The sequence below is a fragment of the Streptomyces sp. CA-250714 genome (genome assembly GCF_050936705.1).
Taxonomy (GTDB): domain Bacteria; phylum Actinomycetota; class Actinomycetes; order Streptomycetales; family Streptomycetaceae; genus Streptomyces.
The window spans coordinates 2,142,572-2,165,097 of the sequence record NZ_JBNJMI010000002.1; the positions used below are offsets into that span (position 1 = coordinate 2,142,572).

Genomic DNA, 22,526 nt, shown 5'->3' on the forward strand with positions numbered 1-22,526 from the left:
GCCCGCCCCTCACAGGTCGTCGAGGCGGCTGCCGCGGGGCGGGGGCGTGAGGCTGCGGAAGCTTCGGACGCGGTCCAGCTCCTGGTTCTGGAAGGAGGTCTTCGTCGCGTTGAGGGCGTGCATCTCGCTTCTGAGCCGGCCGGTGACCTTCTTCCACGCCTCGTCCCAGCGTTCCAGGCAGAAGTCGAGCCCTTTCCTCGTGTCCCAGCCCCGCAGCTCGCCCGGCGTGGTGTTGCTGCTGCCGAACACGCTTGTCGACGCCGTCACGGCTTGCCCGCCTTCTCGTACAGCGTCCGGGCCGAGGTCTGTCTCGATGTAGCGCGCAGCCGCCCGCTTGTCCGCAGGTGTCACCGACAGATCCGCGTCGCCCCTTCCCTTCCCCCCGGGGCTGTTCGGTGCTCCGTCGAGTTGCATACGGGCAGACGTACCCGCGTGGCTCCGCTCTTCCTCGAAGGACAATGCCTTCCCCCCTGCTGGTCGGTGAACTCGATCCCCCGTGTTCTCCCGCACCACAGACCGCCGTAACGCGAACGCGGACTGTAACGAAGCGAATACTCTAGCGCCCGCACTGCGTACGGAGCCAACCGTCCCCGCCCGGCACAGCTTTGGGCAAAGCGGGCTCATCGCCGCTGGCGGGCTGCTTCGTAGAGGGTTGCTGTGGCGGCGTTGGCGGCGTTGAGGGAGCTGGCGGTGCCGCGCATGGGGATGCGGACGGTGCGGTGGCAGCGGCGGCGCCAGGTGTTGCTGAGGCCGGTGGTCTCGTTGCCGACGAGGAGCAGGACGGGCCCGGTCAGGTCGGCGTCGAAGAGGGTGGTCTCGCCGTGTTCGTCGGTGCCGACGACGGTGATGTCCCGGTCGGCCAGCCAGTCGTCGACCTGGTGTGGGGAGGGGACACGGACGGTGGGGAGGGAGAAGAGGGAGCCGGTGGAGGCGCGTACGGACTTGGGGTCGTAGACGTCGGCGGCGTGCCCGGTGACGATCAGCCCGTCGGCGCCGAAGGCATCGGCGGAGCGGATGAGGGTGCCGATGTTGCCGGGGCTGGTGGGACGGTCGAAGAGAACGCCGAGGAAGGCCGGGCCGACGGGGATGCGGGCGAGATCGTCCTCGGGTAGCCGGGCGACCGCGACCAGCTCGGCGTCGCCCTCCGCCCGCTCGCTCAGTTCTGCGAGGAGATCGGGCGCCATCGCGATCCGTTCGCCAGGCGCGGGTGAGTCCAGCAGTTCGCGAGCCCAGTTGGACAGCCGTCGGCCCTCGGCGTACAGCAGGGCACTGAGCGGCCAGCCGCCTTCGACGGCCAGGGTGATCGGGCGTACGCCCTGGACCAGGAACTCCCCCGCGCGCTGCCGCTTGGTGCGGTTGGTCAGCAGGGCCTGCCACTGCTGGAAGCGGGCGTTGCGCGTGGTGATCCGTTGAGCTCGGGGCATTCCGCCGAGAGTAGCGGGGGTGAGGGCTCGGGGTCGTTCCAGGTGGTGGGCGAGCGAGTTCCGGGGGTGCCGGGCGAGCGGATCCAGGGTGTCGGGCGAGGGCGTCACACAAACCTGTCACGCAAGCCCCGCCACGAGCGCGCCCCGTCACACGAGCTCCGCCAGGCGAGCCCCGTCACGCCCGAGCCGCGCCACAACGCGCGTCCCGTCAGGCAAGCTCCGTCACGACGCGAGGACCGTCACGGCGCGCGTCCCGTCCCGCGAGCCCTGTCAGGCGCGACCCCCGTTACGCGAGCCCCCTCACGCGCCCCCTCACGCCAGCTCCCTCACCGGGATCCGGCGGAAGGTGATCGTCTCGTAGGCGCTGTCTCCGCCCGTCTCGAAGAACAGCCCCACCGTGTCCTTGTCCACCCGCACCAGATCGGAGTAGGCGGCGCGGCGTTCGTCCACGACGTGTGCCTCGCGCCAGGTGGTGCCGCCGTCGGTGCTGGCCCGTACGGACATGCGGAACCGGGTGTCGGGCCGGGAGGGTGCGGAGAAGAGGAGGACGTCCGGGTCGCGGAGTTGGAGGACGGAGCCCTGGACGACGGGGGTGGTGAGGCTGTCCTGTGGGGTGAAGGGTGCCACGAGGGTTTCGCCGCCGTCGGTGGAGCGGGCGTCGGCGCGGTGGGCCGGGGCGTCGGAGTCGTTGCGGGTGTTGAAGTAGACGGTGCCGTCGGGGAGTTCGGCGGCGGTGGTCTCGTTGACGTTGACCCAGCCGTCGGGGTTGTCGTTCACATAGCCGATGCGCCAGTTGGCGCCGCCGTCGTCGCTGAGCAGGTCGTGGCCGCCGTTGTAGCGGCCCTCGGTGCCGTCGTCGTCCGGGAGGGTGGGCGGGGTGGAGTGGTTGGCGGGGACCACGATCCGGCCGGAGGCCAGCTGGAGGGCGTGGCCCGGTGTGGTGGCGTACCAGCGCCAGTCGGGCTTCTTCACGGCAGCGGTGATCTCGCGGGGCGCGCTCCAGGAGACGCCGTGGTCCTCGCTGAACTGGACCCAGACGCGGCGCCCTTCGGCGTCGCCGACCTCGCCGCGCCTGATGCGCTCCTCGGTGGCGTCGGCCGCGCTGCGTACGAAGACCAGGACGACGCGGCCGTCGGCGAGGGTGACGGGCGCTGGATTGCCCGCCGTGCCTTTGACCGCGGCGTCGCCCTTGTCGCCGCCGGTGCCGTCTTCGTCGCTGTAGCGGGCGACGACGGACAGGTCGCCCCAGTTGCGGCCGCCGTCCGTGGAGCGTTTGAGGACGAGGTCGATGGCTCCGCTGTCCTGGACGGAGTCGACCCGCCCTTCGGCGAAGGCGAGGAGGCCGCCGTCCGAGGCCCGGACGACGGCGGGGATCCGGAAGCTGGCGTAGCCCTCGCTTCCGGCGCGGAACGGTACGGAACTCTCGTACGGCATCGAGCGATTCCCAACTGCCGGAGGTAGAACGTCCCTTGTCCTGGGGCGAACGGTAGGCAGCCCGCAGAGAGCCGTCAAGAACGTACGGCGTGAACGAGTGAGAGGAATGAGCGAGCGGAACTCGGCAGGAACGAGCGACACATAGGGGTCGAGGGTGTGCTGATTCTTCACCAGGCAGTGCACCATGTGGAGATCTTGAGACGAGTGGACCCTCAAGTGGCGGACTGCTGCACCGGCGTGTTTCGCTCTTCGGGCAGTCGGGCGGAACGACCGCTACCGGTTCCGAATTCGTCCGGTTTTCCGGGTGTGCCCGTGCCCGACTGATGAGCGCCCCGATCGGCATTTCGCGCCGCCTGGGGCGAGTCCCCCTCATAAACCCGAAAGCAATGAAGGGAAGCGCATTTATGCGTCACCAGATCGAGACCGCTGAGCTTGCCGACGCCGAGCTGGACGCCGTTGCCGGCGGCGTTGTGAGCGAGCAGCTCCACACGGTCGCCGACACCGTCGGCGGCGTCGAGGGTGTGGCCGGCGGCGTTACCAGCGGCGTCGTGCCCGGCCTCAGCTCCCAGGGTCTCCCCAGCGTCGGCGTCTCCGCCGGCGCCCAGTCCTGAGCATCTGCCCAGGAATCCTGGTGTCATCGACCGACGTTCGCGTCATTGACTGACACCTTTTCCCGCGCCATCTCGGAACTGCTCGCATAATCCCTTGGCGCGGGAACCAGGCATAAGCCCCGGAACTTCGTTCCGGGGCTTATGTGTTACGGTCATGCGCCGTTACCGCCACATGGGTGACCGGCCGCAGAGAATTATGTGAAGGAAAGGTGACGTGGAGTTCCGGCAAAAGGCGCTTGCCAAGCTGCAATCGCCCGAAGAACTCGACGTTCCGGTACGTTTCGCACGGCCGCAGGGCCTTCTCGTACTCGTCGTCACACTTGTGGTGATGGCGGCGGGCTGCGTATGGGCCGTCACCGGCACGGTGTCGTCCAAGCTCACCGCTCCCGGCGTGCTCACCCACTCGCAGGGCAGCTACCTCCTCCAGAGTCCCGTCGCGGGGCAGGTGACCGCCGTGCACGCCAAGCCGGGCCAGCAGGTCGAGAAGGACGCGCCGGTGGTGAGCGTGCGCACGGACCGGGGCGTACGCGCGGTGCGAGCGGTGGCACGCGGCCGGGTCAGCTCGCTGACGGCCGAGGCCGGTTCGGTGGTCACCACCGGAGCGGATGTGGCCACTGTCGAGCGGGTCAAGAGCCGCGACGATCCGCTGGTGGCGATGGTCTACGTGCCCGCCGACAAGGGCGCGACGGTGCGGGTGGGCGCGACCGTGGATCTGACCGTCGGCTCCGTCTCCACGGACCGGTACGGGCTGCTGCGCGGCACCGTGCGGGCCGTCGGGCAGGCCCCGCAGACCCGGCAGCAGATCAGCAGCTTCCTGGGAGACAAGGACTTGGCACAGCAGTTCACCCGCCAGGGCCGGCCCCTGGCCGTCCAGGTGCGGCTGGAGCGCTCGTCGGCCACCAGGTCCGGGTACGTCTGGTCCCGCGGTGGCGGGCCGCCGTCCGCACCCGAGTCGGCGACGCCGGTGAACGGCGCCGTCCACCTCGCCGCACGGCGGCCCGTCGACTGGCTGCTGCCGTGACCGCACAGCAGCAGCAACAGCAACGCCAGCAGCACCGGCGCCGGCACCGCGGCCGCTCGGCCCCCGCCCCCACCCCGGCCGCCCGCCGGACCAAAGGCGGCCCGAAAGCCCGACCGAAAGCGGGCCCGAAAGGCAGCCCCAAGCGCGGGTACAAGAGCGTGCGTACCCCCACCGTGCTCCAGATGGAGGCCGTCGAGTGCGGTGCCGCCGCGCTCGCCATGGTGCTGGGCCACTACGGGCGGCACGTACCGCTGGAGGAGCTGCGCATCGCGTGCGGCGTCTCCCGGGACGGCTCGCGGGCCAGCAGCCTGCTGAAGGCGGCACGCGGCTACGGGCTGACGGCCAAGGGCATGCAGATGGAGCCCGCGGCGCTGGCCGAGGTCCGCGCACCGGCCATCCTGTTCTGGGAGTTCAACCACTACGTCGTCTTCGACGGCCTCGGCCGCCGCTTCGGCCGCCGCGGCGTGTACATCAACGACCCGGCCCGGGGGCGCAGGTTCGTGCCCATGGAGGAGTTCGACACCTCCTTCACCGGTGTCGTGCTGACCTTCGCGCCGTCCGAGGAGTTCCGGCGCGGCGGCCGTAAACCGGGTGTCACCGGCGCCCTGCCGGCCCGGCTGCGCGGCACCTCGGGGGCGATGCTGGCGGCGCTGGTGGCCAGCTTCCTGCTGGTGGTCGTCGGTGCCTCGGTGCCCGCGCTGAGCCGCACCTATATCGACACCTTCGTCTTCGGCGGCCAGGACTCGCTGCTGGACGTGCTGTTCGCCGCGATGGGCGCCACCGTGCTGCTCACCGGCGTACTGACCGCGCTCCAGCAGGGCAACCTGCTGCGTGCCCGGCTCATCTCCTCGACGCTCAGCAGCGCCCGCTTCCTGCGGCATCTGCTGCGGCTGCCGGTCACCTTCTTCGCGCAGCGCAACCCGGCCGATCTCGTTCAGCGCCTGCAGTCGAACGACACGGTGGCCGAGACGCTGGCCAGGGACCTGGCGGCGGCGGGCGTGGACGCGTTGGTCGTCGTCGGCTATGCGGTGCTGCTGTGGACGTACGATCCGCAGCTGACCCTCGTCGGTGTGGGGATCGCGCTGCTGAACGTGGTGGCGATGCGGGTGGTGATCCGGCTGCGGGCCACCGGGACGCAGAAGCTGCGCGCCGACCGTGCCAAGCTCACCAACACCTCCTACAGCGGCCTCCAGCTCATCGAGACGATGAAGGCGACCGGCGGCGAGAACGGGTACTTCCGGCGCTGGGCGGGCCAGCACGCCACCACTCTCGACATACAGCAGCGGCTCGGGGTGCCGAGCGCGGCGCTGGCGGTCGTCGCGCCGACGCTGGCGACGCTCAACAGCGCCATGATCCTGCTGATCGGCGGGACGCGGGCGGTGGAGGGCGCCATCACGGTGGGGCTGCTGGTCGCGTTCCAGGCGCTGGTCACCAGCTTCACCGCACCGCTGACCCGGCTGAACTCGGTGGCGGGCCGGATCCAGGACTTCGCCGCAGATGTCGCCCGGCTCAAGGACGTGGAGACCTTCCCCGCCGACCCGCTCTACACCCGGCGCGAACCGCCCGCCAGCACCCGGCGGCTGGCCGGGCATGTGCTGCTGGAGAACGTCACCTTCGGCTACAACCCGCTGGACAAGCCGCTGCTCACCGGCCTGTCGCTGGCCGTGGGTCCTGGCCGGCAGGTCGCGCTGGTCGGCGGCTCGGGCAGCGGCAAGTCCACGGTCTCCCGGCTGATCGCGGGCCTGTACACGCCGTGGGAGGGGGTCATCCGGATCGACGGGCAGCGGCTGGAGGACCTGCCGCGCGGCGCGCTGGCGGCCTCCGTCTCCTTCGTCGACCAGGACGTGTTCCTCTTCGAGGGCACCGTGCGGGACAACGTGGCGCTGTGGGACCCGTCCATCCCGGACGAGGCGGTCGAGGAGGCGCTGCGGGACGCGGCGCTGTACGACGACGTCGCGCGCCGCCCCGGCGGGCTGCACAGCCGCGTCGAGCAGGACGGCCGCAACTTCTCCGGCGGCCAGCGGCAGCGGCTGGAGATCGCCCGCGCGCTGGTGCGGCGGCCCAGCATCCTCGTACTCGACGAGGTGACCAGCGCCCTGGACGCCGAGACCGAGGCCGTCATCATCGACAACCTGCGGCGGCGCGGCTGCGCCTGCGTGGTCATCGCGCACCGGCTGAGCACCGTACGGGACAGCGACGAGATCGTGGTGCTGGACCGCGGCACCGTCGTGGAGCGGGGACGGCACGAGCAACTGCTCGCCGCGCAGGGCCCGTACGCCCGACTCGTCAAGGAGCATTGAGGTACCTTCAGGTGACGTACGCGCATTCGGCCGGTGAGGAGACACAGCCCGGCACCTCGGTGAGCGACGTGGTGGTCGCGCACTTCGGGCAGCTCGGCGAGGCGGTGGCCCACACGCCCGGCAGCGGTCTGGCGCTGGAGGGGCCGCAGGTGCTGTGGCTGGTCGCGGACGGCGCGATGGACGTGTTCGCGGTGGACGCCGCGGGGCAGGGCCACTGGCACTTCCTGGGCCGGCTGGAGGCGGGCACCCTGCTGCTCGGCCCCGTCCAGGGCCCGCGGCACACGCTGGTCGGACGGCCGGTGCGGGGCGGGGTGCTGCGCCGGATACCGCTGATGGAGCTGTTCCGGCAGCCGGCCCGGGGCGAATACGGCGGCTACGGCGACACGGGGGCGTACGACACCGGCTCGTATCCCGTGTACGACACCGGTGGCTATCCCGTGTACGACACCGGGGGTCACCCCGTGTACGACACCGGCGGTTTCCCGGTCCACGACACCGGCGAACACCCGGCCTACGACACGGGCGCGTACCCGGTGTACGGCGGTCAGGCCGACCCCTGGGGTCAGGGCGCTGTGCTCGGGCCGCTGGAGGACGCCTTCGCGCGGGGCGTCGGCCGGGGGCTGCGGGTGCTGTTCGAGGCGCCGCTGGACGGCCAGCCCGGGCACGAGGGCCACGGGGGCCATGAGGCGCCCGCGACCGACGACGACATCCTGTGGATGCCGATAGCGCCCGGCAGCGTGCAGTACGGCAGCTCGGTCGAGCTGCTGATCGACGGTACGACCTGGCAGCTCATGGTCGACCAGCTCTCCCGGCTGCTGTTCACCCTGGACCGCTGGATCGAACGGCTGGAGCGCACCCACGAGGACCGTACGGCGGCGGGCATGGAGGCGGGCGAGACCGTCCGTGCCGAGGCCGACGAGGCGCTGCTGGCGGCAATCGACAAGTCCGCGCGGGGCGGCACCGGGGGGCAGGGCTCGGACGACAGCACGGTCGCCGTGTGCCGCGCTGTCGCCGAGGCGGCCGGAGTCACGCTGCGGCTGCCTTCGGACGGGCTCACCTCCGACGACCGGATGGACCCTGTCGAGCGGCTCGCCGTCACCTCGGGGCTGCGCACCCGTCCGGTGAAGCTGTCCGGCGACTGGTGGAAGGAGAACACCGGGCCGTTGGTGGGCTACCGGGCCGCGAGCGGGGCGCCGGTGGCGCTGCTGTGGCGGCGCGGCCGGTACGAGGCGGTACAGCCGGGCAGTGGCAGCCGGTGGCGGCTCGGCAGGTCGAACGCCGGCACCCTCGCCCCCCGCGCCGTGATGTTCTACCGGCCGCTGCCCGAACAGCCGCTGTCAGCGCGGCGACTGCTGCGCTTCGTGCTGCACGGCGCCCGCGGGGACCTGCTCACGCTCGTACTGAGCGGGCTCGTCGCGGTCGGCCTCGGCGCGCTGGTGCCGGTGGCCACAGGGCAGGTGCTCGGCGAGTACGTGCCCAACGCCGAGAGGGGTCTCATCGTGCAGGCCGCAGCGGCGATCGTGGGTGCCGCCGTGGTGGCGGCGGCGTTCATGCTGTTGCAGAACACCGCGCTGCTGCGGCTGGAGGGACGTATCGAGGCCGGGCTGCAACCGGCGGTGTGGGACCGGCTGCTGCGGCTGCCGACGCGGTTCTTCGCCGAGCGCTCCACCGGAGAGCTGGCCAGCGCCGCCATGGGGGTCAGCGCCATCCGGCGGGTGCTGTCGGGCGTCAGCTCGATCGTCGTGCAGTCCGGCACCGTCGCCGCGGTCAACCTCGTGCTGCTGCTGGCCTACAGTGTGCCGCTGGCCCTGGCGGCGCTCGGTGTCCTCGCGGTGGTCGCGGCGGTGTTCGCCGCCACCGGGCTGTGGCAGCTGCGCTGGCAGCGGCGCTTGGTGAAGCTCAACAACAAACTCAACAACCAGGCGTTCCAGACCCTGCGCGGACTGCCGAAGCTGCGCGTCGCGGCGGCCGAGTCCTTCGCGTACGCGGCGTGGGCGAAGGAGTTCGCCCACAGCCGGGAGCTGCAGCGGCGCGCGGGCCGCATCCGCAATCTGAGCACTGTCGTCAACGCCGTCTATCTGCCGCTGGCGATGCTGCTGCTGTTCGTCCTGCTGGCCGGTCCCGCGCGGGGCGCGCTCTCCCCGAGCGGGTTCCTCACCTTCACCACGGCCATGACGATGCTGCTGACGTCCATCACCCAGCTGACCAACGCGCTGATCTCGTGCGCCACCGTGCTGCCGATGTACGAGCAGATCAAGCCGGTGCTGCACGAGCTGCCGGAGGTGCGGGGCGGAAGCGTGCAGCCGGGCAGGCTGTCGGGCGCCCTGGAGGCGCGGGACGTGTCCTTCCGCTACTCCGAGGAGGGGCCGCTGGTGCTGGACGGCGTCTCGTTCCGGATCCAGCCCGGGGAGTTCGTGGCGATCGTGGGGGCGAGCGGCTGCGGCAAGTCGACGCTGCTGCGGCTGCTGATCGGCTTCGACCGGCCCACCTCGGGCGAGGTGCGCTACGACGGGCAGGACCTCGCTGCCCTCGACCAGGCGGCGGTGCGCCGGCAGTGCGGCGTCGTGCTGCAGAACGCCCAGCCGCACGCCGGCTCGATCCTGGAGTGCATCTGCGGCGCGGAGACCTTCCCGCTGGAGGAGGTGTGGGAGGCGGCGCGGATGGCGGGGGTGGCAGACGACATCAAGGCCATGCCGATGGGCATGCACACCATGCTCTCCGACGGCGGCGGCACCGTCTCCGGCGGCCAGCGGCAGCGGCTGATGATCGCCCAGGCGCTGGTGCGGCGGCCGCGGCTGCTGTTCTTCGACGAGGCGACCAGCGCGCTGGACAACGAGACCCAGCGTGTGGTGACCGAGTCCACCCGGGAGCTGCGCGCCACCCGGATCGTCATCGCCCACCGGCTGTCCACCGTGCTGGACGCGGACCGGGTCATCGTCATGTCCGAGGGCCGCGTGGTGCAGCAGGGTGCCCCTGCCGCACTGCTGGCCGATGCGGGAGGGCTCTTCCACGAGTTGGTGCGGCGCCAGCGGTAGGCGGGGGTGCGCCGCGATCCGCGTTCGACCGCGTACGGCTGCACGCGCTTCATGAGCAGCTCACACGTTCGTCGGCCGGTGCTGTGACGCTCCGGGCGGTGGGACCCCCCAGTCCTGAGGCGAGTCCCCAACGAGCCTGCCCTGGAGGCACCAGCAGCCATGACGCTCTCATCCGTTGCCAAGGGAAGCACTGCCTACGTCACCGCTGTCGCCGATTCAGCCGCTGAGGTACGGGCCGCGCAGCGGCTCCGCCACCTGGTCTTCGCCGAGGAGATGGGCGCCGACCTCGAATCCCCGCTGCCCGGCCACGATGTGGACGCCTTCGACGCCTTCACCGACCATCTGATCGTCACCACCCTGACCGGCGACGTCGTCGGAACCTACCGCCTCCTGCCTCCGGGACGGGTCGAGCGCTCGTACTCGGACGCCGAGTTCGAGCTGAGCGCGCTGGACGGTATCCGCCCGTCGCTGATCGAGGCGGGACGCTCGTGCGTGCACCCCGACCACCGCTCCGGGGCCGTGATCAACCTGATGTGGTCGGCACTCGCCCGCTATGTGCTCCTCTCGGGGCACCGCTACCTCGCGGGCTGTGCGTCGGTGCCCCTGGCCGACGGCGGCCGGGCGGCGGCGAGCGTGTGGTCGCTGTGTGCAGCGCGGCACACGCCGCCTGACGGTATGGCGGTATCCCCCAGGCGCCCGTGGGTCCCGACGGCGCACGCGACGGCCGGGCCCGCGGCCGCGTCGTACGCCCAGCTTCCGCCGCTGCTTCGCGGATATCTGCGGCTGGGTGCCTGGGTGTGCGGTCCGCCCGCCCACGACCCGGACTTCGGCGTCGCGGACTTCTTCGTCGTCCTCGACATGGAAAACCTCGACGACCGCTACTACCGCTACTTCCTCGGCGAGTCGCGGTGAGCGCCTGGATGGTCTCCTCGCCCTGCACAGCAGCGTGCGCCGGGCACCGGCTGCCGCCGGTCGCCGCGGTTGTCCGGGCGCGCCGGTACGCGGCTGTGGCCCGCGCGCTGACCCGCGGACTGGCAACGGGCCGGCGGCTGGCACGGGGGGAGGTGCTGCGCGCCCACGCCGGCGCGATGATCCGCGCGCTCGGACTGGAACTGGAGGCGTCGACGTCCGCCTTCAGCCGGCCATATGACCCCGACGGGCCGGGATCGCTGATCGTCTCGGACCACATCTCCTGGCTCGACGCCATCGCCCTGTTCGCGGTGGAACCGGCGACCGCGCTCGCCAAGCGGGAGGTGGCGCAGTGGCCGCTGTTCGGCGCACTGGCCGCGCGTGCAGGCGTGCAGTTCATCGACCGGGACCGGTTGCGCGGCCTTCCCGGCGCCGTGGCGCAGGTGGCGGCAACTCTGCGGAGCGGACGCTCGGTCGTGGTCTTTCCGCAGGGGACGACCTGGTGCACCGAGTCCGGCAGCGGTTTCCGGCGTGCGATGTTCCAGGCCGCGATCGACTCGGGCGCCCCCGTCCTGCCGGTGACGGTCAGCTACCGGCAGCGGGGCCTGCCCAGCACCGTGGCGGCGTTCCTCGGCGAGGACACCTTCCCCTCTTCCCTGCACCGGGTGATCAGTGCCCGGGATCTGGCCGTGCGCGTCACGGCCCATCCAGCGCTGCGCCCCCTCCCCGACCGCCGCGCGCTCGCCGCCCTGGCCCAGGCGACGATCCGCGGCACGGAGACACCCGCGCATCTGTGAAACGCGCGGCGCGAGTTTCCGTATCGTAGGGAGAAACGGTCAAACGAAAGGGATACCGCCGTGCGTGAGGGGGCCGCTGGAAGGCGGGAGAGGGTGCTGGAGGCGGTCCGTACGAGGGGCGAGGTGCGGGTGGCGCAGCTGGCCGCCGAGCTGGATGTTTCCGTGGTCACCCTGCGGCGGGACGTGGAAGAGCTGGCGCGACTGGGGCAGTTGCGGCGGGGACACGGGGTGGCGCGCTCCCTGTCGCCGGTGCCCGCGCAGCGCGACGCCTCGGGGCCGGCCGTGGGGCTGATCGTTCCGGAGAACCACTCGTATCTTTTCGAGGCGGTGCGCGGCGCCCGTACCGCACTGGAGGCGGCCGGCGTGCGGATGGCCCTGCACATCGCCCCGCACCAGCCCGGTGCGGAACAGGCGATGGCCCAGCAGGCGGTGCAGCAGGGGGTGAGCGGACTGCTCGTCTCGCCGCGCTGGCACACCGCCGACTCCGCCGCGCGGGACGAGGAGTGGCTGGCCGAACTCGCCGTGCCCGCCGTCCTGATGGAGCGCCGCCCGGCGCCCGGCTCGCCGCTGCACGCCCACGACTCGGTCCGCAGCGACCACTGGTACGGCGCCCATCTGGCGGTGGACCACCTGGTGTCGCTGGGGCACCGCCGTATCGTGCTGGCGGCGCGGGACGACAGCCCCACAGGGCGCACACTGCGCGCGGCGTTCGCGCAGATCGCGGGCGAGCGCGAGGAGGTGGCCCGGTGGGCGGTGGTGCTCAGCGCGGGACCCGGCGACGGTGCGGAGCGCCCTGCGTCGCTGGTCGATCTGCCCGCGGTGCTGCGTGAGCACGGGGCGACGGCCGCCGTGCTGCACGCGGACGTGGACGCGTTGATGCTGGTGCAGCAGTTGCGCGAGCAGGGTGTACGGGTGCCGGAGGACTGCTCGGTGGTGGCGTACGACGATGTGGTGGCGGCGCTGGGAAGTCCGCCGCTGACGGCTGTCGCGCCGCCGAAGGAGGAGATCGGCCGGGCGGCTGCCGAGCTGCTGCTGCGCCGGCTGCACCACCCGCGGGGTGCGGCGCCGGAGGCGGTACGGCGGATCGAGCTGTTGCCCGAGCTGAAGGTGCGGGGGTCCACGGCCCGGGTCGCCGCGGCCGGCGGATGAGGGCCGGCCGGGGGATGAGCGCCGGTCGGCGGATGAGGACCGCCCGGTGGATGAGGGCCGCCCGGCGGTGGTTCCCGGGGGCGTGAGCTGCCTCTGCGGGCGGACAACTCCCGGTTTCCGGGCGGGGTCAACTCCCGGGCTCGCACGATCGTTTGACCGCTTTATTTTCCCCTGATCGATCCATTGACCCTCTTCGTTCGAGCGATCAGGATGCGGATGTCCCCCTCCTCCCGCGAAGGAGGCATCCACCGTGCACGGCCGCCGTATTCCACGGTTCACCCGCACCGCGCTGACCGCTCTCGCCGCCCTCCCCCTGCTGCTGACCGCCGCCTGCACCGGCGGCGGCACGGCCACCGGAGCGGACGCGGCGGGCGAGGGCCCCGTCCACATCACCTTCTGGTCCGCGCTGCGCGGCAGCCAGGAAGTGGTGGACGCCTACAACAAGAGCCAGCGCCGCGTCCACGTCGACTTCCAGCAGATCCCCGCCGGCAACCAGGGCGGGTACGCCAAGCTGAGCAACGCGGCCCGGGCCGGCAACGCGCCCGACGTCGCCACCCTCGAATACCCGCAGGTCCCCGGCTTCGCCATCGACGGGGTGGCCCGCGACATCACGCCCCTGGTCAGCGAGCGGCTGCGGAAGAAGCTGCTGCCGCAGGCGCTGGCCCTGACCACGTTCGAGGGGCGCACGTTCAGCGTGCCGCTGGACGTGGAGCCGATGGTCTTCCTCTACCGGCGCGATCTGTTCGCCAAGCACGGCATCGAAGTGCCGCGCACCTGGTCCCAGTTCGAGAAGGCGGCGCGGCAGATCAAGCGCGCGGCGCCCGGCTCGCGGATCGCCACCTTCCCCACCGACGGCGGCACCCAACTGGCGGCCTGGGCCTGGCAGGCGGGTGCGCGGTGGTTCGACACCAGGGAGGGGACCTGGACCGTCTCCATGACGGACAAGCCCACCCGGAAGGTGGCCGCCTACTGGCAGCGGCTGATCGACGAGAAGCTGGTCTTCCTCAACCCCGTGGACACCCAGGCCGGTTCGGCGCAGGTCGGCAGGGGCGAGGTGTTCGGCAAGCTGGCCGGCGCCTGGGACGCGGGCGGGACGATGTCCGCCCAGCCGGGCCAGAAGGGCAAATGGCGGGTGGCCCCGATGCCCCAGTGGGACCCGGAACGTCCGCGCGTCGGCACCCACGGCGGCTCCACGTTCGCCGTCACCAAGGACAGCCGGCACCCGAAGGAGGCCATGGACTTCATCGAGTGGCAGGTCTCCAGCCCCGAAGCCCTCAAGGCCCGGCTGTCCAGCGGCATCAGCAGCCAGTACCCGGCCGCCACCGGGCTGGTCCGGGTCGCCCGGACGGAGATGGACACCAGCTACTTCGCCGGGCAGGACATCTACCAGCTGTTCCGGCGCGAGGCCCGCCACATCTCGGGGCAGTGGAAGTGGGGCCCGCGGATGACGGCCACCCTCAAGACGGTCCAGGACCGGGTGGCCCGCGTCGGTGCGGGGGAGGACACCGTGCTCGGCGCGCTGCGCGCCGGCCAGCGCGCGACGATGCCCGACCTGGAGTCCCTCGGGCTGAACGCACGGGAGGGGTCACGATGAGCGCGACCGCCGTTCCGGGAACCGGTACGGAGACGGCCGTCGGCGCCGACAGCCGCCCGGCCGCCGCCCCGGAGAGCCGGGCGCGGCGCACTGCGCGGCGGCGCCGGCTGGGGGCGTGCGCGGCGCTGATGACGCCGTTCTTCGTGCTGCTGGTCGTCGTCTTCCTGGTGCCGGTGTGCGGTGCGCTGTGGCTCAGCTTCTTCAGCGACGACCACCCCGGGCTCGGATTCGGTCCCGAGCGCACCGTCTTCGCCGGGCTGCGCAGCTACCGGGCCGTACTGTCCGACCCCACGTTCCTCGCGGGCCTGGGTACGACCGCGCTCTACTGTCTCGTCTACATCCCGCTGATGGTGCTGCTGGCGCTCGCGCTGGCGCTGCTGTTGGACTCGGGCGCGGTGCGGCTGCGGCGCACCGCGCAGCTGGCGCTGTTCCTGCCGCACGCGGTGCCCGGCATCATCGCCGCCGTCATCTGGCTGTATCTGTACACGCCTGGACTCAGCCCGGTCGTCGAGGCGCTGAGCAAGGCCGACATCACGGTCGACTTCCTCGGCGTGGACACCGTCCTGCCGTCCATCGTGAACATCGCGCTGTGGAGCAACCTCGGCTACAACACCGTCATCTTCTACGCCGCGCTCCAGGCCGTGCCGCGTGAGCTGACGGAGGCGGCGCTGGTGGACGGCGCCGGACCGGTCCGTACCGCACTGGGGATCAAGGTGCCGCTGGTGCGTGCTTCGGGTGTGATGGTCGCGATGTTCACGCTGATCTGGTCGCTCCAGCTGTTCACCGAACCGATGCTGATCAGCCAGGCGACGCAGGTGGTCGGCAGCCGCTACACGCCGAACATGTACATCTACGACGCCGCCTTCAACCGGAACAACTACGGCCTGGCAGCCGCCGCCTCGGTGGTACTGCTGGCCGTCACCGTCGCGCTGTCGTACGGGCTGAGCCGGTGGAGCAACCGTACGGGGACGGGCGGCGGGGGCGGCGGCGCGGCACAGGAGGGTTCTTGATGAGCACCCAGGTTTCCCCGCGTGCGGCGCGGCCGCGGCTGCTGGGGCGGACCGCCGTCAACGCCGTCGTCGGCCTGTCCGTCCTCTACACCCTGCTGCCGGTGCTGTGGCTGCTGCTGGCCGCCGCCAAGAACCGGGACGCGCTCTTCCGCAGCGACGTGCTCTCAGCGGGCGACTTCTCCCTCGCCGACAACCTCTCCGCGCTCTTCGCCATGGAGGACGGCGTCTACGGGCGCTGGTACGTCAACAGCCTGCTGTACGCGGTGCTGGGCGCGGCGCTGGGCTCCATGATCAGCGTCGCGTGCGGCTACGCCTTCGACAAGTACCGCTTCCGCGGCAAGGAGAAGCTGTTCGGGCTGGTGCTGGCCGGCGTCATGGTGCCGCCCACCGTGCTGGCGCTCCCGCTGTATCTGATGGCGTCGAAGGTGGGGGTGGTCAACACCTTCTGGTCGGTGTTCGTCCCCGTGCTGTTCAACCCCTTCGGGGTGTATCTGGGGCGGGTCTTCAGCCAGGGATACGTTCCCGACGAGGTGCTGGAGGCGGCCCGGGTGGACGGCGCGGGCGAGCTGGCGTCCTATTTCCGGGTCGCGTTGCGGATGCTGGGGCCCGGTGTGGTGACGGTATTCCTGTTCCAGCTCACCGCCATCTGGAACAACTTCTTCCTGCCCATGGTGATGCTGTCCGATCACTCGCTCTTCCCGGTGAGCCTCGGGCTCTACGTCTGGAACAGCTCAGCCGTGGTGACGCCCGACTACTACCCCGTCGTCATAACGGGCTCCCTGCTGGCCGTCCTCCCCCTGATCGCCGCCTTCGTACTGCTCCAGCGCTACTGGAAGTCCGGCCTCACGGCGGGCAGCGTCAAATGAACCCGTGTCCGTAAGCTCACCGACATCCCAGGAGCAGAATGCCCGGCACCAAACCAGTCGCCGCCCTCGCCATGGACGAGAGGGCGGCGGGGGCCGTACTGAAGCCCGCCGTCCGGCACCGGCTCGGCGAGGTGGTGGACCTCGCCGAGCCCGTGCTGACCGACTTCACCACGGACACGGCCCGCAGGGTGCTCCCTGCGGTGGAGCTCCTGATCACCGGCTGGGGCTGCCCCCCGCTGGACGCCGAAGTGCTCGCGCACGCCCCGAAGTTGCGTGCCGTGGCGCACACGGCGGGCAGCGTCCGTGGCCACCTCACCCCGGCGTGCTGGGCCCGCGGGATCGAGGTCTCCACGGCGGCGGCGGCGAACGCGGCACCTGTCGCCGAGTACACGCTCGCCATGATCCTGCTGGCGAACAAGCAGGTGCTGCCCGCGGCCCGCGCCTACCGCGCACAGCGCGACCGTGCCGACTGGCTCTTCCCCGACCCGGCGCTGGGGAACTACCGCCGCACCGTGGGCATTCTGAGCGCCTCCCTCGTCGGCCGCCGCGTCATCGAGCTGCTGCGCCCGCACGATCTGCGTGTCCTCCTCTACGACCCGTACGTCGGCGAAGCCGAGGCGGCGGCGCTCGGCGCGGCCAAGGCGGAGCCGGCCGAACTGTTCGCGGCGTCCGACGTGGTCAGCGTGCACACCCCACTGCTGCCCGCGACCCGCGGACTGGTGAGCGGTGAACTCCTCGGTCTGCTGCGGGACGGCGCAACGCTGATCAACACCGCGCGCGGCGCGGTCGTCGACCAGGAGGCGCTCACCAGGGAACTGCTCAGCGGCCGTATCCGCGCCGTACTGGATGTCACCGAGCCCGAGGTGCTGCCCCCGGACCATCCGCTGTGGGAGTGCGACAACACGCTGCTCACCCCGCACCTGGCCGGCTCGCAGGGCAACGAGCTGGACCGGCTGGCGGAATCGGCCCTCCAGGAGGTGCGCCGCTGGGCGGCCGGCGAGGGCTTCGCGCACCCCGTGAGCCCCGACCGGAAGGAGCTTCTGGCGTGACAGCGCAACCAACCGGCGCGCCCGGCATACTCGGCCTGCCGCCGCTCGACCACTCCCTCAGCCCCCGTACCGGCTACACCCGCGCCCACTGGGAGGCCGCGGCGGATGGACTGGTGCGGGCCGCGTGGCGGTGGGCCACCCCGCGGGGGGCGCTGCTGGATCTGCCGGGCCGGCCCTCCCGTTCCGGCACGCGCTCGGACGGGCTCGAGGGCTACGCCCGTACGTTCCTGGCGGCTGCCTTCCGCACCGCGGGCGGGGACGGCGCCGACCCCGCGGGGCTGCTGGAGCGCTACGCCGAGGGCCTGGCGGCGGGCACCCGTACCCCGGGCCGGGACGACACCGAGTCATGGCCGCTGATCCTCGACCACACCACGGCGGGCCAGCCGATGGTGGAGGCAGCGTCGGTCGCGCTGGGGCTGCGGCTGACCAGGCCGTGGCTGTGGGACCGGCTGGACGACGCCACCCGGGACCGGGCCGAGGAGTGGCTGCGGGGCGCGCTGCGGCACACCCCGGCGCCGAACAACTGGTATCTGTTCCCGCTCTGTGTCGCCGGGTTCCTGGAGTCGGCGGGGCGCGGCGACGCGGAGACGGGTGCGGCGATCGCACGGGGGCTGGAGCTGCTGGAGGGCTGGTGGCGCGGCGAGGGCTGGTACGCGGACGGTGACGGCCGCGCCTTCGACCACTACAACGGCTGGGCGCTGCACCTGTATCCGCTGCTGCACGCCCATCTCGCGGGCGACGAGGCGCTGCTGGCCCGCTACGGTCCGCGGCTGCGCGACCATCTGTCGAGCTTCGCGCTGATGTTCGGCGGCGACGGCGCCCCGCTGCACTTCGGCCGCTCCCTCACCTACCGCTTCGCCGCCTGCGCCGCCGTCGGGCTCGGCGCGCTGACCGGGAACACGCCGCTGGCCCCCGGTGTCTCCCGGCGGCTGCTGAGCGGCGCGCTGCGCTACTTCCTCGACCGGGGCGCGGTCGACGCCGACGGGCTGCTGACCCTGGGCTGGCACGGCCCGCACGACGCGACGTTGCAGACGTACTCGGGTCCGGCGTCCCCGTACTGGGCGTCGAAGGGGTTCGTGGCGCTGCTCGTACCGCCCGGCGATCCGCTGTGGACGGCGACCGAGGAGGCCGCGCCGAGCGAGGGCGCCGACCGGGCACTGGCGGTGGCGGCACCGGGGCTGCTCCTCCAGTCGACCGGCAGCGACGGGCTGGTCCGGCTGCACAACCACGGCAGCGACACCGTACGGCCCTGGCAGGGCGAGGTGTTCGAGGAGGAGGACCCGCTGTACGCGCGCTTCGCGTACTCCACAGCGACGGGCCCGACAGCCCGCGACAACCCGCCCGACAACCATCTGGCGCTCCGCCTCCCGGCGGGTCCCGGCGCGTGGAGCGTACGGCGGCGGGTCCATCCGCTGGGCGCCGCATCGGCTGCGGACGGGGAGTGGGGCTGGGCGGCGTCCTGGCACCGGCCCGCCTTCCCGGCCGACGTACCGGCGCCGCCGTCCCTGCGGGTGGAGAGCGTGACGGTGGTACGCGGCCGCTGGGAGGTACGGGCGCACCGGGTGGTGGGCGCACCCGCCGGCACCCGGGTACGGCTGACGGGCTGGGCGGCCGACGAACCGCTGGCCACGGATCTGCTCCCCCTGCACGGTCTTACGCCCGCCGCCCCGCTGCGGGCCCCGCACGGGACCGCGTACACGCGGTGGGTGCGGATGCCGGTGGTGGAGGGAGAGGTGAGCGGTACGGGGCTTTGTGTGGCGGCGGCCGCGCTGGGCGACAGCGCGGGGAGCGCTGCCGCACCACGGGCTTCCGTGGCCGGAGGGGCGGAGAGCCTGGAGATCGCGTGGGGCGACGGCGGGGGGCGGGTGCGGGTCGGCTTCGATCCGCTGACGGTCGAGGAGGCCGGGACCGGCTGAGGGTTGCGAGCGGGCGAAATCCGGTTGCTGCCCCTCATGCAGGGCCGGAAGGATGCCCCCTCGTGCTTCCGGACCTCTCCCCTTGGCGGGAGTCACGCGACTTCCGCACCCTGTGGACCGCGGGCCTGATCACCACCTTCGGCAGCTTCCTCACGTTCGTCGCGCTGCCCCTCCAGGTGAAGGAGCTGACGGGCTCCGCGGCCGCGGTGGGTGCGCTGGGGGCCGTGGAGCTGGTGCCGCTGATCGTGTTCGGGCTGTACGGCGGGGCGCTCGCCGACGCCTTCGACCGGCGCACCCTGATCCTGGGCAGCGAGGCCGCGCTGGGCGCCGTGGCGCTGGGGCTGCTGCTCAACACGCTGCTACCGCACCCGATGGTGTGGCCGCTGTACGTCGCGGCGGCGCTCAGCAGCGCGCTGACCGGTGTGCAGCGGCCCGCGCTGGACGCGGTGCTGCCCCGGATCGTCGCGCATACGCAGCTCAGCGCGGCGGCGGCGCTCAACTCGCTGCGCTGGCAGGTGGGCGGCGTCGCCGGACCCGCGGTCGCGGGCATCCTGATCGCCTACGCGGGGCTCGCGACCGCGTACGCCATCGATCTGGCGACGTATGTGCTGTCTCTGCTGCTGGCGCTGCGGCTGGCCCCCTCGCCGCCCGCGCACGACGCGGCGAAGCCGTCGCTGCGCGGGATCTGGGAGGGCGCGCGGTACGCGTGGGGCCGCAAGGACCTGCTGGGCACGTACACGGTGGACATCGTCGCGATGCTGTTCGCGTTCCCGATCGCGCTCTTCCCGTTCCTGGCCGCCCAGTTGGACGCCCAGTGGTCGCTGGGGCTGATGTACGCGGCGCTGCCGTTCGGCTCGATGCTGGTGAGCGCGACCAGCGGCTGGACGTCGCGGGTGCACCGGCACGGGCTCGCCGTGCTGCTGGCCGCCGCGGGCTGGGGCGCGGCGATGACGGTGGCGGGGGTGGTGCGGAACGTGTGGCTGGTGCTGCTCTTCCTCGTCCTCTCCGGCGCCTTCGACATGATCAGCGGAATCTTCCGCTCGACGATGTGGAACCAGACCATCCCGGACGAGCTGCGCGGCAGGCTCGCCGGGATCGAGCTGCTGTCCTTCTCGGCGGGCCCGCAGCTGGGACAGGTCCGCTCGGGCTCGGTGGCCTCGCTCACATCCGTCCGCGCATCCGTGTGGTCCGGCGGGCTGGCGTGCGTGGCGGGCGTGGCGCTGCTGGCCGCGGCCCTGCCGAAGCTGCTGGCGTACGACGCCCGCACCAGCGAGCACGCCCGGGCGGTACGGGCTGCCAGGGAGGGTGCGCCGTCGCCGGACGGGGAGGCGTGAGCCCGCGCCGACTCAGCCGCGCCCCGCGTTGCCTCCCTTGTCGTGCCAGCGCGGGTCGTTCTCCCACTCCGAGGTGCGCTCCCGCGCGGTCTCCAGCGCCTGGGCCGCCTCCTCGCGGCTGGCGTACGGACCCATCCGGTTCTTGCCCGGCGACTGCGGGCCCTCCTCGACGGTGCCGGTCTCGACGTTGAAGAACCACTCTCCGGGCTTGCCGACCGTCTTGCGCTTGAACAGAGCCATACGGTCATGATCCCGCACCGGCACACCGTGCGCAGCCCCGCGGAGGCGCACAGCCGCAAGCGGCCCGGCGGCGGGCCCGGCAGCGGTCCCCGGTGGTCCGACCGCGGCCGGAGCGGAGCCGGCGGCCCGGATTAGACTCGCTGACATGTCTGGCCAGTCACTCCTCGTCCCCGGCACGCTCTCCCCGCCCCGCGCCGTGCCCGCCTCGATCCCGCGTCCCGAGTACGTCGGCAAGCCCGCGCCCACCCCCTATGACGGGCCCGAGGTGCAGGACGCCGAGACGGTGGAGAAGATGCGCGTCGCCGGGCGTATCGCCGCCCGCGCCATGGAAGAGGCGGCCAAGCACATCGCCCCGGGCGTCACCACGGACAAGCTGGACGAGGTGGCGCACGAGTACATGATCGACCACGGCGCCTACCCCTCCACGCTGGGCTACCGGCAGTTCCCCAAGTCGCTGTGCACCTCCATCAACGAGGTGATCTGCCACGGCATCCCCGACTCCACGGTGCTGCGCGACGGCGACATCGTGAACCTGGATGTGACCGCGTACCTCGACGGCGTGCACGGCGACAACAACGCCACCTATCTGTGCGGGGACGTGGACGAGGAGTCGCGGCTGCTGGTGGAGCGGACCCGCGAGGCGCTGCACCGCGCGATCAAGGCCGTCAAGCCGGGCCGCCAGCTCAACATCGTCGGCCGGGTCATCGAGTCGTACGCGAAACGGTTCGGCTACGGCGTGGTGCGCGACTTCACCGGGCACGGCATCAACAGCTCGTTCCACTCCGGACTGATCGTCCCGCACTACGACGATCCGCGCGCCACCACCGTGATGCGGCCCGGGATGACCTTCACCATCGAGCCGATGCTGACGCTGGGCACCTACGAGTGGGACATGTGGGAGGACGGCTGGACGGTCGTCACCAAGGACCGCAAGCGCACGGCGCAGTTCGAGCACACGCTGGTGGTGACGGAGTCGGGCGCGGAGATCCTGACGCTTCCCTAGCGGCCCGGCGGGGTACAGGTTTTCCGACAGGGTGTCGGCAACTGCTTGACTTAGGTAAGCCTAAGTAGCAGGATCGCACTGTGTCGGAGCCCCGCACCTCGCTGTCGTTTTTGGGAGCCAGCCTTGCCGTCCGCCGCATCGCACTCGCAGGACACCTCGCACGACACCCCGACGGACTTCTCCACACTCATCCGCACCGCGTCCCAGGAGCAGCACACCGAGGCCGAGAACTCCTCCTTCATGAGCGAGATGCTCGGCGGCAGGCTCGGTGTGGAGGCCTACACCCGCTACACCGAGCAGCTCTGGTTCATCTACGGCGCACTGGAAGGCGCCGCCGGTGAGCTGGCCCAGGACCCGGTGGCGGGCCCCTTCGTACGCGGTGAGCTCTTCCGGCTGCCCGCGCTGGAACGGGACCTGACCCATCTGCACGGCGACGCGGCCGGCTGGCGCGAGGGCCTCACCCCGCTGCCCGCCACCGCCGCGTACGCGGCACGTATCGCCGAGCTCGCCCGCAGCTGGCCCGGCGGCTATGTCGCCCACCACTACACCCGCTACCTCGGCGACCTCTCCGGCGGCCAGATCATCCGCGGCACCGCCGAGAAGACCTGGGGCTTCGCACGCAAGGGCGACGGGGTCAGGTTCTACGTCTTCGACGCCATCGACAACCCCGCCGCCTTCAAACGCGAGTACCGCGCCCTGCTGGACGCCCTGCCCTGCGACGAGTTGGAAAAGCGCCGCATCGTGGACGAGTGCAAGCACGCTTTCGCTCTGAACACCGCCGTCTTCCGCGAGCTGGGCGCCCAGTTCCGGCTCAGCGCGTAACCCCGCCGGGGG

General features: G+C 72.0%; 19 protein-coding genes. 15 read left to right on the top strand and 4 right to left on the bottom strand.

Going from position 1 to position 22,526, the window contains the following annotated elements:
• Positions 1-9: 9 nt before the first annotated feature.
• The 3 genes from ACQEU8_RS28455 to ACQEU8_RS28465 all read right to left on the bottom strand — a co-directional run bounded on the left by ACQEU8_RS28455 (position 10) and on the right by ACQEU8_RS28465 (position 2,858).
• Complete coding sequence (locus ACQEU8_RS28455; RefSeq protein WP_433106038.1) at positions 10-267, bottom strand: hypothetical protein; 258 nt, start codon at positions 265-267, stop codon at positions 10-12.
• Positions 268-620: 353 nt separating this feature from the next.
• Positions 621-1,424: a TrmH family RNA methyltransferase gene (locus ACQEU8_RS28460; protein WP_433106040.1), complete on the bottom strand. Its 804-nt coding sequence runs from the start codon at positions 1,422-1,424 to the stop codon at positions 621-623.
• A gap of 312 nt (positions 1,425-1,736) precedes the next feature.
• On the bottom strand, positions 1,737-2,858 hold the full coding sequence (locus ACQEU8_RS28465) for a sialidase family protein (protein WP_433106042.1): 1,122 nt from the start codon (positions 2,856-2,858) through the stop codon (positions 1,737-1,739).
• Positions 2,859-3,262: 404 nt separating this feature from the next.
• Here ACQEU8_RS28465 and ACQEU8_RS28470 point away from each other — a divergent pair, with 404 nt between their 5' ends.
• The 13 genes from ACQEU8_RS28470 (at position 3,263) to ACQEU8_RS28530 (ending at position 20,449) form a co-directional block, all read left to right on the top strand.
• Positions 3,263-3,469, top strand: a complete 207-nt coding sequence (locus ACQEU8_RS28470; protein WP_433106044.1) for a type A2 lantipeptide — start codon at positions 3,263-3,265, stop codon at positions 3,467-3,469.
• Between the two features lie 214 nt (positions 3,470-3,683).
• Complete coding sequence (locus ACQEU8_RS28475; RefSeq protein WP_433106046.1) at positions 3,684-4,490, top strand: HlyD family efflux transporter periplasmic adaptor subunit; 807 nt, start codon at positions 3,684-3,686, stop codon at positions 4,488-4,490.
• A 182-nt stretch (positions 4,491-4,672) separates the two neighbouring features.
• On the top strand, positions 4,673-6,790 hold the full coding sequence (locus ACQEU8_RS28480) for an NHLP family bacteriocin export ABC transporter peptidase/permease/ATPase subunit (protein ID WP_433108787.1): 2,118 nt from the start codon (positions 4,673-4,675) through the stop codon (positions 6,788-6,790).
• 176 nt (positions 6,791-6,966) lie between these two features.
• Positions 6,967-9,825, top strand: coding sequence for an NHLP bacteriocin export ABC transporter permease/ATPase subunit (locus ACQEU8_RS28485; protein WP_433108789.1), 2,859 nt, complete (start codon positions 6,967-6,969; stop codon positions 9,823-9,825).
• A 159-nt stretch (positions 9,826-9,984) separates the two neighbouring features.
• Positions 9,985-10,737: a GNAT family N-acetyltransferase gene (locus ACQEU8_RS28490; protein ID WP_433106048.1), complete on the top strand. Its 753-nt coding sequence runs from the start codon at positions 9,985-9,987 to the stop codon at positions 10,735-10,737.
• Positions 10,734-11,531 (top strand): lysophospholipid acyltransferase family protein, encoded by a 798-nt coding sequence (locus ACQEU8_RS28495; RefSeq protein ID WP_433106050.1) that lies wholly within the window; start codon positions 10,734-10,736, stop codon positions 11,529-11,531. Before ACQEU8_RS28490 ends, ACQEU8_RS28495 begins: the two co-directional genes overlap by 4 nt.
• Before the next feature lie 60 nt (positions 11,532-11,591).
• On the top strand, positions 11,592-12,680 hold the full coding sequence (locus ACQEU8_RS28500) for a substrate-binding domain-containing protein (RefSeq protein WP_433106052.1): 1,089 nt from the start codon (positions 11,592-11,594) through the stop codon (positions 12,678-12,680).
• Positions 12,681-12,930: 250 nt separating this feature from the next.
• Entirely contained in the window at positions 12,931-14,274 is a 1,344-nt protein-coding gene (locus ACQEU8_RS28505; RefSeq protein ID WP_433106054.1) for an ABC transporter substrate-binding protein, read from the top strand.
• Positions 14,271-15,284 (top strand): carbohydrate ABC transporter permease, encoded by a 1,014-nt coding sequence (locus ACQEU8_RS28510; protein ID WP_433106056.1) that lies wholly within the window; start codon positions 14,271-14,273, stop codon positions 15,282-15,284. Before ACQEU8_RS28505 ends, ACQEU8_RS28510 begins: the two co-directional genes overlap by 4 nt.
• A complete protein-coding gene (locus ACQEU8_RS28515) occupies positions 15,284-16,150 on the top strand; it encodes a carbohydrate ABC transporter permease (protein WP_433106058.1) in 867 nt (288 codons plus the stop codon). The genes ACQEU8_RS28510 and ACQEU8_RS28515 overlap by 1 nt, the downstream gene beginning before the upstream one ends.
• A 38-nt stretch (positions 16,151-16,188) precedes the next feature.
• On the top strand, positions 16,189-17,199 hold the full coding sequence (locus ACQEU8_RS28520) for a hydroxyacid dehydrogenase (RefSeq protein ID WP_433106060.1): 1,011 nt from the start codon (positions 16,189-16,191) through the stop codon (positions 17,197-17,199).
• Positions 17,196-19,115 carry a DUF2264 domain-containing protein gene (locus tag ACQEU8_RS28525; RefSeq protein ID WP_433106062.1) on the top strand — a complete coding sequence of 640 codons (1,920 nt, stop codon included), beginning with the start codon at positions 17,196-17,198 and terminating at the stop codon, positions 19,113-19,115. The genes ACQEU8_RS28520 and ACQEU8_RS28525 overlap by 4 nt, the downstream gene beginning before the upstream one ends.
• 62 nt (positions 19,116-19,177) lie before the next feature.
• Complete coding sequence (locus ACQEU8_RS28530; RefSeq protein WP_433106064.1) at positions 19,178-20,449, top strand: MFS transporter; 1,272 nt, start codon at positions 19,178-19,180, stop codon at positions 20,447-20,449.
• Positions 20,450-20,461: 12 nt separating this feature from the next.
• On the opposite strand, the gene ACQEU8_RS28535 is transcribed toward ACQEU8_RS28530, so the two are convergent.
• Positions 20,462-20,689, bottom strand: coding sequence for a hypothetical protein (locus ACQEU8_RS28535; RefSeq protein WP_433106066.1), 228 nt, complete (start codon positions 20,687-20,689; stop codon positions 20,462-20,464).
• A gap of 145 nt (positions 20,690-20,834) precedes the next feature.
• On the opposite strand from ACQEU8_RS28535, the gene map reads away from it, so the two are divergent.
• Together map and ACQEU8_RS28545 are read left to right on the top strand one after the other, a co-directional pair.
• Positions 20,835-21,692 carry a type I methionyl aminopeptidase gene (map, locus tag ACQEU8_RS28540; RefSeq protein ID WP_433106068.1) on the top strand — a complete coding sequence of 286 codons (858 nt, stop codon included), beginning with the start codon at positions 20,835-20,837 and terminating at the stop codon, positions 21,690-21,692.
• A 123-nt stretch (positions 21,693-21,815) separates the two neighbouring features.
• A complete protein-coding gene (locus ACQEU8_RS28545) occupies positions 21,816-22,514 on the top strand; it encodes a heme oxygenase (biliverdin-producing) (RefSeq protein WP_433106070.1) in 699 nt (232 codons plus the stop codon).
• Positions 22,515-22,526: the final 12 nt, after the last annotated feature.